We start from the raw sequence: 13,990 nt of genomic DNA, 5'->3' as shown, positions 1-13,990 counted from the left end.
CGTGCCCGAGGTGGGACTCGAACCAGCCGCTCCCCCTGAAATTCCGCCACTCCCCCGAAAACATCCCCCGTCCGGCCCAGTCCGATGCCGGTACAACCGAATCCGAAGCCCCAGGTGTGCACATTGTGCACACCTTCTTTTTGCCCATTTTGAGCCAGACCCAGCCGCGTGCCACGGTCCTTTCTGACGGGAGAATCGCTCTCCAGCAACGACCGTCGCTCCACGCGCCGGGACGACGTTCCCGGACTCAGCTGGAATCTGACGCACAATCTTGACCGGGCATCGGTGCGCGGAGCAATCCTAGGCCTGCGATTCAGTGAACGTCATGGCGTTGTCACCTCCTTCGACCATTTCATGGACGAGACAGTAGAAGAGAGCATGACCAGAAGTTCGCCCATCGAGCACCGAACAGCCAGAAGGTCCAACGCATTCCAGCATGACGAAACGGCGGTTATCGGCGTTCGATCTCGACTCCCACTGGATGAGAGATTCCACATCTGGTAGCCGACAGATGTACTCAACCGCGACATGATCGGTAAGGACGCCGAACAAGTGATGAAGACCTTCGAGCGCATTACCTCAGGTACCGAGGCACAGAACCGTAACCGGAAGTGCAGCTTCCCATGATGTGCTCATTGAGCTGGAGCATGGACAGCGGAGGGCCCTCTCTTATAGTGGCCGTCACCGAATCCGAGGGCCGCGCTCATCGCTTCATCCGGCATCTCACCGGCTGCTTCGGCGAACGCGGATAGCGCCGTTTCCAGCATGCGGCGGTCATCGGGTTTCATGCGCTCCACTACGTCATTGAGCGCGTGCCTGCGGTGAGACATCACGCGCTCAACCAATGATCGTCCCTCACCCGTGAGCCGGAGGCGGAGGGAACGCCGGTCCACCGGGTCTCCCTCCCTGCAGACTAGCCCAGCGGCTTCAAGCCTGTCTCCTGTACGCGTGGCATTGGAAGGGTGCACTCCCAAATCTGCTGCCACCGCCCCAAGGGTCTGCGGACCGCGCGTCGCGATCAGAATCAGGACACGCCACTGGGGTGGGGTGACAAGGTCCTCGACGTCGGCAATCGACTGGGCCACGACGGCGACGAAAACCCTCGAGGCCCGCAGTACCGCGTCCAGGTCCGATTTCTCGTATGGCTTCTCTTCTGCTGGCCCATCCATGCCGTCCAGTATCGGCTGAATGAGGATATAAGCGCAAAGAACAAGGTTGAGAAGGTTCAGCGGCGGCGAGGGGGCCTGAAAGTGGCAGAACGAAAAGGGACGGAAGAGCTGGCCCATGATGGCAACGAGGACTCAGCACAGTGTGCTGTGGGCTCTCGTCCTGACGGGGGTCCTGGCGGTACTCCATCTGGCCGCCCCTGGAATCAGGGGCGCTTCCGCTGGTGCCCGAACGATACAGAGGATCTATCGCCGGTAGATTAGCTGTGGCCTAAGTCTTCTTACACCTGCCGCCGGAGACTGCCGAAGGTAACGAAGCCATCGGAGAAGCACGATCCGACGTCGTGACATCCACCCCGTTGTTCGACCTCGCGATCTTCCTCGTCACATTAGCCGGCTTCACCAACTTCCATGAATTCGAACTCATGGCGGTGTCGCAAAAGGAAAGGGCAAGGGTAGGAGGCGGCCCTGGTCAGGGACTGAAATAAGGGGATGTGTGGGTAGTTCCGGGCGCCCCTCCCCCGCAGGTGCTTATTGGCTGCATCTGGGGTCGTTCATGGTTCACTCCTAACCGCACGGCACGCCATCGTCGTAGTCGTTGCGGCACCAAAGAGAATGTGCCCCAGTATCAACCACAGGCAACGCTGAACCACAGCCAAGGGCGTGGCAGGCAGCCCGGCCAGGGGATGGTCCCCCGGCCGGATGCGGCACGCGACCACCGGGATATCGCCTATGTCCCCGGTGACGAGTCCCTAACCCCACCTGTTCTGGTGGGCGGGAAGTTAATGATCTGCGGGAGCCCAAGGTTTTTTTAAGGACCCCGAACGATCCTGTTTTCGTTGCGCCAAAGCAATTATTGCGCGGTGCGATTCCAGGCCGCTTCGCGGGCCGGGCAGACAGGCAGTGAATCATGCGTGCCTCACGAAGGGGACGCGGCCGGCTCGCTTCATTTTGGACACGGAGATTGGGGAGGAAGCTATGGCAACTCGAAGAGATTTGTTGAGGCTGGGATTGGTGGGTGGTGCTGTCACCCTTGGCGGGATGAACGCCGGGTCGGCACTGGCCGGCATGCCGGCCAAGAAGGGCCGGGGCGAGGATTCGACATCGGGGTCGATCAGTACGCCGAGCCGGTTGGCGGCGAAGAACATGCCGGTCCCGTACGCGCGGGCGTTTGTCCGGCCGCCGGAACTGGTTCCGTATTCGACCGGGCGTGACGCGGACGGGCAGGCTTTCGCGAAGTATTCGCTGACGCAGAAGCTGGGGAGAGCGAACTTCGTCCCGGGGTTGTCGACGACCCTGGCCGGGTACAACGGGATTTTTCCGGGTCCGACCATCAGGGTTCCCCAGGGCACCCGATCCGAGGTACGGATCAGCAACCGGCTGCCCGCGAAGAGCCTGCTGGACGCGGCGCCCTTCAATACGGTCACGCACCTGCACGGTTCGGCCTCTCTGCCGCAGTACGACGGGTACGCCAATGACCGCACCGCCCCGGGCAAGGTGAAGAACTACCACTATCCGAACTGGCAGACCGGGCGGACGCTTTGGTACCACGACCATAACCACCTGTACACGGCCCAGGGCGTGTATTCCGGGCTCGCCGCGTTCTACGCGCTCACGGACCGGTACGAGCAGGCGCAGCTGCCGCAGGGCGAATTCGATGTTCCGGTCATGGTCTCGGATGCCATGTTTAATGCGGACGGGTCCCTGGGGTACAACGACAACGGCCACGCGGGCTTGTGGGGTGACATCATCATGGTCAACGGGGTGCCGTGGCCCACCATGAAGGTCAAGCCGCGGATTTACCGGTTCCGGTTTCTGGTCGGCTCGATCACCCGCTCCTACCGTTTCGCCCTCTCCAACGGCGACCCGTTTTATGTCGTGGGCACGGACTGCGGCATGGTGCCGAAGGTCCAGGCCGTCTCGTCCTGGCGGCAGGGGACGGCCGAACGATACGAGGTGCTGATCGATTTCCGCAAGTACAAGCCGGGGCAGAGCGTGGAGCTGCGGAATCTGAGCAACAAGAACAACGTGAACTTCGCCAACACCGGCAAGGTCATGAAGTTCCAGGTCGTGGCCGATTCGCCCGCCCGGCCGGGGTCCCGGACGCTCAGCTCCATCCCGTCGACCCTGGATAACGGCGGTTCACCCCGGAAGGCCAAGGGCGGGCTGGATCCGATGTCCCTGACTCCGGACATGGCAGTGGCCAAGCGGGTCATGCGTGTCCAGCGCCAGGGTGGGGAATGGACCATCAACGGTGAGACCTGGGACGACGTCGAAAAATCCGGATTCATGCGGACCTTCGGGAACCCCCAGCGGGACCAGGTGGAACAGTGGACCATCGTCAACGAGTCCGGCGGCTGGTTCCACCCCCTGCACATCCACCTGATTGACGGGAAGATCATCGCCCGGAACACCAACGGCGGCAAGCCCTTCGCCTGGGAGACCGGCGCCAAGGACGTGTTCTATACCGGCGAAAACGAATCCGTCACGGTCCTGATGCAGTTCGACACCGGCGAGCACGAGGGCGGCCGGTACATGGTGCACTGCCACAATCTCGTGCACGAGGACCATGACATGATGATCCAGTTCGCGGTCGGAGACCCGCGCAACAACGACCCGATCACCGCCGACAAGCCCGTACTGGAAACCCGGCCAGAGGGGTACTACGCCTCGAAGTACAAGCTGGCCTACCCGGCGGGGACCTGACATGAAAAACCCGCTTCTCATGATTTCCGGCGTTGTGCTCGCGCTGGGCCTGGCCGGATGCACCGGCGTCGTTCAGGCTGGCCCCGTGGCGCCACCGGTCCCGGCTGTAGCCTCTTCTGCCGCCGGCCAAGCAGATACGGTGCTCGCCCAGGCTGAGGAAGGCCAGGACCTGGGTAACGGGCGGCCGGTGGTGAGCTACGACGGGCTCATGGTCCGGCGGCGTGTGGTCATCGCCGTGCACGCCGGACTGGACGGCGACGTCGCAGGTATCCGCAAGCGGCTGGACGCCGCCGCCGCGGCACGGGGCACAGTCCTGACGTCCATCTCCCCGGACGTCCTCGAACCCGAAGTGCTCCAGCGAGTGGTGCCGGAAGTGATTGTGGCGCTGCCAGCCACCGCAACCCCCGACGACGGACGGGCCATCGTCCACGCGGCCACCGAACAGGGCATGAAACAGCTGGGCGTGAACAACTTCTATGTCTTGCCCGTCCTGGTCCATGACCTGCGTTTCAGCGTTGCCACGGCGGACCCCGCCGCAGTGTCCGCCGCCGTCGACCGGGAGGGCATTCTGTCCGACGCCCTCGGGAACTACGACACCATAGCTAAAGACGGGCAGCTCAGCATCAGCTACATGGGACCGCTGCTCGGCGACGACATCGTCGAGAGCGTCCGCGACGGCATCAGCCGGCAGGCGCACACTCCTGCTGAGAGTGTGAGCGTCGAACCCAGGTCCGTGTCCGGAACCGGCGTGGACATGGCCGTCGAACCGCCGTGGGACCCCGAACAGTTAATCACCGGGCCGGACCACACCCACACGGACGGATGACCACAAGCCATCAGTGCTCCACCCTGATGACCTGCATCCGGGCCGACGTCGGCCCGTTGCGGAACCAGCCGCACAGCGAGCAGCACCTGTCCAAGCGTTCGGTATCACGGAGTGAGGTCGCGGCGCCGGAACAGGTAGGCAGCGATCCCTGCTCCGGCGAGGGCAATGGTGGTCATGGTCAGGGCAGCTTCGGGGTCGAACGGCTCGACAGGCATCGCCGCGGAGTGCCGGAACGGGCTCACATCCTGCAGCCAGGCAGGCAGGCGCAGCAGCTCACCGAACTGACCCAGGACCAGGCCGCCGGCCAACATGGCCCACCCCAAGGGAATACTCACCCTGGGCACCGCGGCGAAGGCCACCGCCGTTGCCGCGACGAAGACGGCGGCGGCCGGGACGTGCGCCAACGCGGAGCCGATCAGCAGGCCGGGCGGGCCGTTGCCCACGCCGGAGAGGGTGAGGCCGGCGGTGGCCGCGGTCCCGGCGACGGCGGCCACGACCGTGGCAGAGGCCGCGGCGAGGATCAGGTTCGCGCCAAGCCACCGGGCCCGGGAGCGGGGCGTGGCCAGGAGGAGTTCGGCCCTGCCCTCGGCTTCCTCTGTGCGGAGCCGCAGCATGGCCTGGATGCCGGCGGCAGCGGCCAGGACACCGGCGATGCCCAGCAGGGCAGCGGTGAACACATCGATGATCTCTGCCCGGGTCCCCGGGACGAGGCGAAGGATCAGCTCCCGGAGTGAGTCATTGCCGCCGATCACGTCACTGACCACGGGCCCGAGGCTCCCGGCGATGCCATCGAGCAGGGCTGCGAAGAGGCACCAGCCGATCAGGGTGGGCTGCTGTTGGCGCCACGCCAGGCCCAGGAAGGAGGCACCACCCGCGCCGGCTCGCTCCGGGCCTGCACGTTCGGGCAGCAGGCTGGCGCCCAGATCCCTGCGATTTCGGAGCACCATGACGGCAACGGCCAGGGCGGTGGCCGCTGCGGCCAGGACCAGCAGCGGCGCGGGGTCAGCGGCAGAGAAGGGCCTGGAGCGTTGGCCCCACCCGATGGGCGAGAACAGCGAAACCCATCCGCTGGTGACCCTGGTCAGATCGGCGGTCGGCGTGCCCAACGCGTCACCGATGCCTCGAACGAAATACGCTGCACCGACCAGGGCCGCTGCCGCGCCATTGGCGGCCCGCCCTGAGGGCATGACTTGTGCGATGGTGGCGGCGACCGCGACGAAGAAAACCCCGGCCGCGCCGACAGCGGCCCCGGCCGTGATGGCTCCGGGTCCTGGCAGCCCGGCGGCGGCCAAGCCGGCAGCCACGCAAATAGCCAGCACCAGGTTCGCAGCTGCCCCCAGCAGGAGGGTTGCTGTCAGTGGGGCCGCCCGCGGGATCGGCACGGCCCCGATAAGCTCTCCGCGTCCTAGCTCCTCATCGGCGCGGGTATGCCTGATGACCAGAAATGTGCTCATCAGTCCCGCCAGGACTGCGGTGAAGGCATAGCCCTGGAAGAACACCACCGCTCCGATGCCGGATCCGTCGGGCAGGCCGCGGACGAACCGGAACGTAGGGCTGGCCGCGGCCACCATGAGGATCGCCGACCGCTCAGCCTCGTCCGCGAATTCCGTGGCAACCGCACCCGCAACTGCGAATCCCAGAAAGGCGATGCCCAGAATCCAGACGGGCAGCACTATCCGGTCCCTGCGTGCCTGGACCAGCATCAGGTCGATGATGGCGGACATCAGCGCACCTGCCCGTTGACGGCGCTGTAATGACGCAGGAACAGGGACTCCAGCGACGGCGGGGAAACGCTCAGCCCCGTGGCCCCGGCCGCCACGACCGCGTCCAGCACCAGGGCAAGGTGAGCGGAGTCCACCTCAAACTCAACAGCATGCCCGTCGCTCAGGACATCCTGCACGCCGGGCACGGCAGCCAGCAGCTCAGCGTCTGCGCCCTCGACCCGGAAATGGGTGAGCTTCAGATGCCTCAGCCCAGCCAAGGTCCCCGACTCCACGGCCCTGCCGGACCGGATGATCGTCACCCGGCCGCAGAGCTGCTCGACCTCGCTGAGGATATGGCTGGAGAGCAGAACCGTGGCACCCTCAGCGCTGACGCGTCGGACCTGCCGGCGGAACGCCAAATCCATCACCGGGTCCAGGCCCGCACTGGGCTCATCGAGCAGATAGAGCCGGGCCGGGCGGGCGAACGCCGCGATGAGTGCCACCTTCTGCCGGTTGCCCTTCGAATAACTCCGGGCCTTAAGCCGCGGATCGAACTCAAACTCATCGATCAGGTCCCGGCGCATCCGCTCCACGGCCCCGCCGCGCAGCCCGGTGAGCAGGTCGATGACTTCCCCGCCGGACAGGTTCGGCCAGAGGCTCACATCCCCCGGAACATAGGCGATGTCCCAATGGGTCCGGACCGGGTCCCGCCACGGATCGAGCCCGAACACGCGAACCGTTCCCGAGGTCGGGCGGATCAGTCCGAGAAGCACCCTGAGGGTTGTTGATTTGCCGGCCCCATTGGGACCAAGAAAACCGTGGACCTCGCCCGGACCCACGCGCAGATCAAGGCCGTCCAGCGCCCGGGTCCTGCCGAAAGTCTTCACGAGCTGTGTGGCGTCAATGACCGGATCTGCTGCTGATGTCATGGTGGAGCCCGTTCTCTCGGTCCAGCAACAACGACCGAGGCGGCTGCCACGGCGTTCCGCGGGCACGACGCCCCGCGGGCCGACCAGGCTTCCCGGCTCTCCAATCCACAGCCTACGTCCGGGGCAACCCGCCAGGGAAGACCCGTGGTCTTCGGCCCCTTCGCGGCCGTGCTGCCAGTCCTCGGAGTGACTAGTCAGTCGGGCCGGGTTGCGCCCATTTAGCCCGCTGATGCACGGCCTTATCCGTTCATTTCCTGAGTCGCGCGGCCCGTGGTGGCCCCGGGCACCCTCGCCCTTATGGGGGAACACCGCGATTTGGCCTCTGTTTGCTCAAACCGGAAACCGGTCCTCCGTTTTTGGCCGGGTCAGCTCACTGGCGGTCCTGTTGGTATACGTCCGGGATCCCGTCCCGGTCAGTGCCGATGCTTTCTTCGGCCTCCACGGCACGGTACTGGCGGTTACGGGTGACCAGCACTGCCGATGCCAGGATTGCGGCCAGCAGGGACGCGGCGAGGATTCCCACCTTGGCGTGATCGTCATGGGCGCTGCCGTGCCCGAAGCTCAGTTCCGCCACGAGGAGGGAAACGGTGAAGCCGATGCCGGCCAGGAGGGACATCCCGAACACATCAATCCATTTCAGGGACCGGTCCAGGGACGCTTTGGTGGCCTTGGTGAGGAGCCACGTGGTGCCCAGGATCCCGGCCGGTTTTCCCAGCACCAACGCCACGATGATACCGACCGCTACAGGGTCAGTCACGGCGGCGATCAGACCGTCCCACCCTCCCACGGCGACACCGGCGGAAAAGAAGGCAAAGACCGGCACTGCGATGCCGGCGGAAATCGGCCGGAACCGGTGTTCGAAGATCTCGGCGAGGCCAGGACCTGCAGCGGGGCCGCCGCTGGCCTGTGACCGGATCACGGGGATGGCGAACCCCAGCAGCACACCGGCGATGGTGGCATGGATACCGGAGGCATGCACCAAAGCCCAGGTGATCACTCCCAGGGGAAGAAGGATCACCCACGCCGCAACGGGCCTGGAGCCAAAGAACCGGCGGTACTTCTGGGCCAGGAAGGTATACAGCGCCAGCGGAATGAGGGCCAGCAGCAGCGGCCCGGCCTGGATGTCGCTGGAATAGAAGACAGCGATAATTGCGATGGCCAGAAGGTCATCGACCACCGCCAAAGTAAGCAGGAAGATCCGCAGCGCACTGGGCAGGTGCGACCCGATGATCGCCAACACAGCCACCGCGAAGGCGATATCCGTCGCCGTGGGGATGGCCCAGCCCCGCAGGGTCTCAGGGCTGGTGAGGTTGATCAATGCATAGATAACTGCGGGGACTGCCACGCCGCCGATCGCCGCTGCGATGGGCACCACGGACTTGCTGAACTGGCGAAGGTCTCCGGCGACAAACTCACGCTTAAGTTCCAGCCCCACCAGGAAGAAAAAGATCGCCAGCAATCCGTCGGCAGCCCACGCGCCCAGACTGAGTTCCAGATGCCACGGCCCGTACCCGATACGAAAGTCGCGCAACGCAAAGTAGTTCTCCGCAATTGGGGAATTCGCCCAGATCAGCGCAATGACCGCTGCCGCGACGAGCAGGATACCGCCCACGGTTTCCTTGCGCAGGATTTCACCGATGCGCAGCACTTCGCGGTAGCTTCCCCGTCCCAAAACGGAGGAACGTGGAGGAGCAGACGAGTCTTTACTCATGAAGGTGTCCTAAACACTGGGTCGACAAAGAACATGCCGACCAGACTTCCCGGCTCACCTCCCGCCCTCCTGAGGAAGACCGGCATGTCTTCCCTGCTGAATACTGATGGGTCCACAGCGGGGAACCATGTCAGGATCTGCGGCAGGACTGAAAGGTGAACACCAAATCGTAGAGTTCATCACCGGCGTCCTGTCAGAGAACCCGTACAAGTTGAGCAAGCCCCTCACGAACGAACTCCTTGGACTGCGGACCGCCAGGCGCGGCGACTACAGGGTCCTTTTTACCCTCGACCTTGAAGCCCACATTCTCTACGTCCACCGCGTCGAACACCGCTCAGACGTCTACAAGCCTCGATAACCCTCAGCCGCCCACGCATGACAAAATCACAATCGTTCGATCCTGCCTCCCACTGCATGAGAGAGATTCCTGCATCAAGGTGGCCGACAGCCAGTTCAGCTGCGCTCTCGACGGTCGGCGGTTCGGCCTTTTGCTTGGCTCTCGCCGGATGCGAGTCACTGGACAAGAAGAACGCTGTGCAGATAACTTCAGGTCAGCAGTACCAGGCACTGCTGCCGGGAACCTGGGCCTCGGTGGCGAACATGATTAGGGAAAGCTTTGGCGTGACGACAACCCATTTTGCGGACTTCCTGCGAGAAGCAACGACGGCTGACCCAGGCAGTGAGAAGGGACTGGGCGAAGAACAGCTTTTCGGCCTCTACACCAGCTGGTGCGCGCTCAAAGGGTGTCCTCCTGAATCGGCCGATGCCCTGTGGGCGGGGCTGCGCGCCAGGGGCATCATCCCTAGAAAGAACACCCTCTCAATGACTGGGCCGGCTGCAGCCGACTACATTCTTTCAAGTGCGCCCGACCTGATCTAGAAAGCCTGCAACACCCTCCGCCCACATGCTCGGGCTTACCCGGACTTCGCCCCGCACCCCTTCAGCTTGACGAAAAGTCAGTTATCGGCGTTCCAAAAGCAGTGGAAAGCAGCGGCGACAGACCGTTTGGACCGCAGAAGTTCGTGTCCAAAGAGCATGGGCAGGCGTAGTGTCGGTAGTAGGAGATTTCGGGTAGATGTTTTGTTCCGGGATTGAGTAATGGGGCCATGCACGTCCAAGAGGGCACGGCCGCCAGCCCGGGATTGCTGCCATGGTCCTTGGTGTTCACCAGGATCGAGGCCTGATGGCCAGGGACGACGCGTTTCCGGCGTTGGAGCAGTGGCAGGATCTTCTGCTCGAAAGTCCGGGCTTCACCGGTTTTCTGCTTGGCGTGGCGCCTATTACGGCGTTGCTTCTGGGCGGGACAGAGCCGATGCTGTGTGCGATCACCGTTGAGCGGGATTCTGCTCCGGCCACCGTGGCCAGCAGCACTGATGCGGCGCTGCGACTGGATGAAAAGCAGTTCGCCTTCGATGATGGCCCGTGCCTGACCGTTGACGAGCGGTGGGAGCGGTATGCCCATCCGATCGCCGGCGAAGGTATCCGGTCAGTCCTGGCTGTTCCGATCGAGGCTGGCGGCTCGTCCCGCACCGCTTTGAACTGTTATGCACCTGGACCGAGCGCTTTGGATGTGGCCACGGTCAGGACCGTGCAGGAACATTCGGTGAGAATCTCCAAGACGCTCAGGCTGGCGCTGCGGCTCCTCTTCCCGGAACCGTATCCGGAGCATCTGCGCTCGGCGCTGCAGTCGCGGGCAGTGGCGGATGCTGCCGTGTCCTTGATCATGCTGCAAAACCACCGCGGACGCGACCGCGCCATGGAGCTCCTGCAGCTGGCAGCCTGGGACAGCAACCGACGTCTTCATGAGATCGCCACCGACCTACTCCACGGAACTGACCGCCGCGACCCCGGTTCCTCAGCATCAGTGAAGGAGGACCAGTCATGACCATTGGGCCTGGCAACGCCGCGGACGCAATGCCGAGCGGGGCTTCGGAACAGCGCCGGGCTGCTGCCGACTGGTTCCATGACGCCAACACTGGCTTGGCCAGGATATGGACGTGGTTCTACAGTGTGGGTGGTGACGCGGACGAGGTCACCCTGGATGCCTATCTCCATGAACTCGCAGACCTTCCACCCCTGCAAGCGAGCCTCCTGGCCGTGACCATGCGCGAAATGGACAGCGAACATCCTTGGGATGATGGGGAAGGACAGAAACCATGAGTTCAACGGGAAGCAGAGAAGAGGGTGGATCCATGGCCGAGCCACAATCGACGGAAACGCACGCTGCCCAAGACGCAACTCAGCCTGAACGGGATGACAGCCTGGGCTACACGCTGCAGGACCTCGTCTTGGAAAGCCCGGACGTAGAAGAATTCCTCACGGACTTCGCCGCCCTCGCCGCTTCGGAGCTCTCAACCGCATCGAATGCCGTGACGTGCGGGGTGACGGTAGTCCGCAGGAAGAAAGGTGTCGTCGCCGCCAGCAGTGACGAAAAAGGCCGGGCACTGGATGAACTCCAGAACAGCTTCGGCGACGGACCCTGCCTAACGGCACTCCGCGACAAGGCAATCGTCCACGTCCCGGACACCAGTGCGGAGCCCCGCTGGCCCGCGTACATGAAAGCGGTGGCCCGGCACGGCATTGGATCCATTCTGGCTGTAGCACTGGACCTGGCCGGCGAAGCCGACGCCGTACTGAATCTTTACTCGGCCAGTCCACACGGATTTTCCGGGCCGGACATTACGGCAACAAAAGCGTTCGCTGAGCACGCAGCGAAGGCGTTGCGTCTGGCCCTGAGGCTCGCCCATCTGCGTCATACACGCGACGACCTCGCCGCGGCCATGAAATCCCGAGCCACCATCGACACGGCGGTGGGCATCATCATGGCCCAGAACCGCTGTGGCCGCGACGCAGCCTTCGGTGTGCTCACCCAGGCCTCAAACCACCGCAACGTCAAACTCCGGGACGTCGCCGCCGGCGTGATCGCCTCGGTTTCCGGTGAAAGCGAACTGCCAGCACACTTTGATGAATAATCCTGGCCACGAATCCGGCCGTGCGCCTGCTCGCCCGGGCCATCATGGTCTCCGTGCCCGGAACCACCGGCGCCGGAGTCTCTCTTTTGGATGCCCGCGGCAAGCGAACCAGCAGCGCTTCCACCGACGAGATCGTCACCCGGGCAGACACCCGCCAGTATGAACTCGGGCAGTGCCCGTGCCTCACGGCCTGGGCGTCCAAAGAAAACGTCATCGTCCAGGACATCACTACAGACCCGCGATGGCCGCACTGGTCAAAAGCCGTGAAAACCCTGCCCGTTCGTTCCGTGGCCAGCGCTCCCCTGCTCGCCGGCCACGGGTGCATTGGCGCACTGAAGGTCTAGTCCAACCGCGCCAATGCCTTTGGCCAGGAAATGGGCCAGCTCCTGGAACTGTTTGCAGCCCCGGCGACACTCCTTGATAACATCCAGACGAGCGAAGCACCACACCGCATCAGCCAAGCACTCGCATCATCGCTTCATGCCCGCGACCAGATTAACCACGCCTGCGGCATCCTGATGCACAGTGATGCGCTCACAAAAGAGATGGCCCGTGCCGAGCTGATGCGCCGTGCCCGGCACCAGGGGATCACCTTGGAACAGATCAGCGCCGAGCTCATCGCCGGAATACCGGCATCATCAGACTGAGGACAGCCCCGTGGGCTTCGATCCGCACGAGCCGCGGCACCGTCGCATGCTGACCGCTGCACTGAGCTCAACAGGCATCGAAATCGGCGACCTCTGGCTCAAATACTTCAGCCTCGGCGGGGAGGCCGGCGAATACGAGATAGAGGCCTACGTCCGTGGACTGCTCTCACTGCCCGTGCTGCAAAGGGACCTGCTCGCCATGGCCGCCAACGAACCCCACACCCAAACCCCACACGGCAGCGCCCCGTACTTCGACGAGCTCAGCACCCAGGACGGCTCAGCGCAGCAGTCATAGCGGCTAAAACCATCCGCATTTTAGGGGGTTCACATACTCCCCAAAACGGCGAATGATAACGAGCAGGCAGAACGCTCCTGACCGGGTAACGCCGGGCCGGGAGCCGACTACCTGCTTCCAAGGAACGGGGACCTGACTCCCCGGATAACCATCCTAAGGAGACAGTTATGTCTGATTTGGCCCGTGACATCATGAGCGGCGGCGTGGAGTGCGTCGGGGAAAACGAAACGCTGGAACAGGCCGCGCGGAAGATGAAAGACCTGGACGTCGGTGCCCTCCCAATCTGTGGCGAAGACAACAGGCTCAAGGGAATGCTGACCGACCGCGACATCGTCATCAAGTGCCTCGCCGACGGCCAAGATCCCCGTACTATGACCGCCGGCCAATTTGGGCAGGGCAAGCCAGTCACCATCGGCGCTGATGACTCCATCGAAGAAGCCATCAAGACAATGCAGGAACACCAGGTTCGCAGGCTGCCCGTCATTGATGGCCATGACCTTGTCGGCATTATCAGCCAGGCCGACATCGCCCGGAACTACCCCGAAGACCGGGTCGGGGAGCTCGTCGAATTCATCTCCTTCTGACCCCTGTCGAGCGTCAGAAGGGAAACCCTACAAAAACACTCAGCACCCTTTCTATTTAGGCCGGGCCGGGGCTAGGGTCGAAGCGTCCGATACTTTCGTCGGTAGCAAACCGTGCAGCCGCTTCCGGCCTTAGGGATAGGGAAGGAGACCAGCATGGCCTCGGAATCGCAAACCACCACCGACCACGACGAAATCCGCAAGTGGGTCGAAAGCAACAAGGGCAAGCCTGCCAGCGTCAAAGACACCGGCGGTGGCGACGATCCGGGCATCCTGCGCATCGACTTCCCGGGCGGTGCCGGCGAGGACAGCCTGGAGCACATCAGCTGGGAGGAGTGGTTCGACAAATTCGAAGAGAACAGACTCGCATTCCTGTATCAGTCCGAAAAAGCCAGCGGGGAAGCGAGCACATTCTTTAGGCTCGTCCGCCGCTGACATTGAATGCAGTGCACCA

General features: G+C 63.7%; 16 protein-coding genes. 12 read left to right on the top strand and 4 right to left on the bottom strand.

The annotated features are described in order from the left end of the window. Nucleotides 1–632: 632 nt before the first annotated feature. Complete coding sequence (locus LFT45_RS10005) at nt 633–1,169, bottom strand: MarR family winged helix-turn-helix transcriptional regulator (protein WP_236808164.1); 537 nt, start codon at nt 1,167–1,169, stop codon at nt 633–635. Between the two features lie 1,038 nt (nt 1,170–2,207). Here LFT45_RS10005 and LFT45_RS10000 point away from each other — a divergent pair. Together LFT45_RS10000 and LFT45_RS09995 are read left to right on the top strand one after the other, a co-directional pair. After that, nucleotides 2,208–3,872, top strand: a complete 1,665-nt coding sequence (locus LFT45_RS10000; RefSeq protein ID WP_236808163.1) for a multicopper oxidase family protein — start codon at nt 2,208–2,210, stop codon at nt 3,870–3,872. A 1-nt stretch (nt 3,873) separates the two neighbouring features. Then, on the top strand, nt 3,874–4,698 hold the full coding sequence (locus LFT45_RS09995; RefSeq protein ID WP_236808162.1) for a hypothetical protein: 825 nt from the start codon (nt 3,874–3,876) through the stop codon (nt 4,696–4,698). 104 nt (nt 4,699–4,802) lie between these two features. Here LFT45_RS09995 and LFT45_RS09990 read toward each other — a convergent pair whose 3' ends face one another. The 3 genes from LFT45_RS09990 to nhaA form a co-directional block, all read right to left on the bottom strand. Further along, nucleotides 4,803–6,422: an ABC transporter permease gene (locus LFT45_RS09990; RefSeq protein ID WP_236808161.1), complete on the bottom strand. Its 1,620-nt coding sequence runs from the start codon at nt 6,420–6,422 to the stop codon at nt 4,803–4,805. Next, nucleotides 6,422–7,330, bottom strand: coding sequence for an ABC transporter ATP-binding protein (locus LFT45_RS09985; RefSeq protein ID WP_236808160.1), 909 nt, complete (start codon nt 7,328–7,330; stop codon nt 6,422–6,424). Before LFT45_RS09985 ends, LFT45_RS09990 begins: the two co-directional genes overlap by 1 nt. Nucleotides 7,331–7,700: 370 nt before the next feature. Continuing rightward, nucleotides 7,701–9,041, bottom strand: a complete 1,341-nt coding sequence (gene nhaA, locus LFT45_RS09980; RefSeq protein WP_236808159.1) for a Na+/H+ antiporter NhaA — start codon at nt 9,039–9,041, stop codon at nt 7,701–7,703. Between the two features lie 127 nt (nt 9,042–9,168). On the opposite strand from nhaA, the gene LFT45_RS09975 reads away from it, so the two are divergent. From LFT45_RS09975 to LFT45_RS09930, 10 genes are all read left to right on the top strand, one after another. Further along, nucleotides 9,169–9,399, top strand: a complete 231-nt coding sequence (locus tag LFT45_RS09975; protein WP_236808158.1) for a type II toxin-antitoxin system RelE family toxin — start codon at nt 9,169–9,171, stop codon at nt 9,397–9,399. A 176-nt stretch (nt 9,400–9,575) separates the two neighbouring features. After that, complete coding sequence (locus LFT45_RS09970) at nt 9,576–9,920, top strand: hypothetical protein (protein WP_236808157.1); 345 nt, start codon at nt 9,576–9,578, stop codon at nt 9,918–9,920. A gap of 304 nt (nt 9,921–10,224) precedes the next feature. Next, entirely contained in the window at nt 10,225–10,926 is a 702-nt protein-coding gene (locus LFT45_RS09965; protein WP_236808156.1) for an ANTAR domain-containing protein, read from the top strand. Next, on the top strand, nt 10,923–11,201 hold the full coding sequence (locus LFT45_RS09960) for a hypothetical protein (protein WP_236808155.1): 279 nt from the start codon (nt 10,923–10,925) through the stop codon (nt 11,199–11,201). The genes LFT45_RS09965 and LFT45_RS09960 overlap by 4 nt, the downstream gene beginning before the upstream one ends. Before the next feature lie 32 nt (nt 11,202–11,233). Beyond that, nucleotides 11,234–12,013 carry a GAF and ANTAR domain-containing protein gene (locus LFT45_RS09955; protein WP_236808154.1) on the top strand — a complete coding sequence of 260 codons (780 nt, stop codon included), beginning with the start codon at nt 11,234–11,236 and terminating at the stop codon, nt 12,011–12,013. A gap of 20 nt (nt 12,014–12,033) precedes the next feature. Next, nucleotides 12,034–12,357, top strand: a complete 324-nt coding sequence (locus tag LFT45_RS09950) for a GAF domain-containing protein (RefSeq protein ID WP_236808153.1) — start codon at nt 12,034–12,036, stop codon at nt 12,355–12,357. A gap of 30 nt (nt 12,358–12,387) precedes the next feature. Then, nucleotides 12,388–12,660: an ANTAR domain-containing protein gene (locus LFT45_RS09945; protein WP_236808152.1), complete on the top strand. Its 273-nt coding sequence runs from the start codon at nt 12,388–12,390 to the stop codon at nt 12,658–12,660. Nucleotides 12,661–12,670: 10 nt separating this feature from the next. Further along, a complete protein-coding gene (locus tag LFT45_RS09940; protein WP_236808151.1) occupies nt 12,671–12,955 on the top strand; it encodes a hypothetical protein in 285 nt (94 codons plus the stop codon). A 167-nt stretch (nt 12,956–13,122) separates the two neighbouring features. Then, on the top strand, nt 13,123–13,539 hold the full coding sequence (locus LFT45_RS09935; RefSeq protein WP_236808150.1) for a CBS domain-containing protein: 417 nt from the start codon (nt 13,123–13,125) through the stop codon (nt 13,537–13,539). 153 nt (nt 13,540–13,692) lie between these two features. Then, nucleotides 13,693–13,971, top strand: coding sequence for a hypothetical protein (locus tag LFT45_RS09930; RefSeq protein ID WP_236808149.1), 279 nt, complete (start codon nt 13,693–13,695; stop codon nt 13,969–13,971). The last annotated feature ends 19 nt before the right edge of the window (nt 13,972–13,990 follow it).

The sequence above is a fragment of the Arthrobacter sp. FW305-BF8 genome (genome assembly GCF_021789315.1).
Classification (GTDB): domain Bacteria; phylum Actinomycetota; class Actinomycetes; order Actinomycetales; family Micrococcaceae; genus Arthrobacter.
The sequence above is the reverse complement of the archived record's forward strand: the minus strand, read 5'-3'. Positions and strand labels throughout refer to the sequence as shown.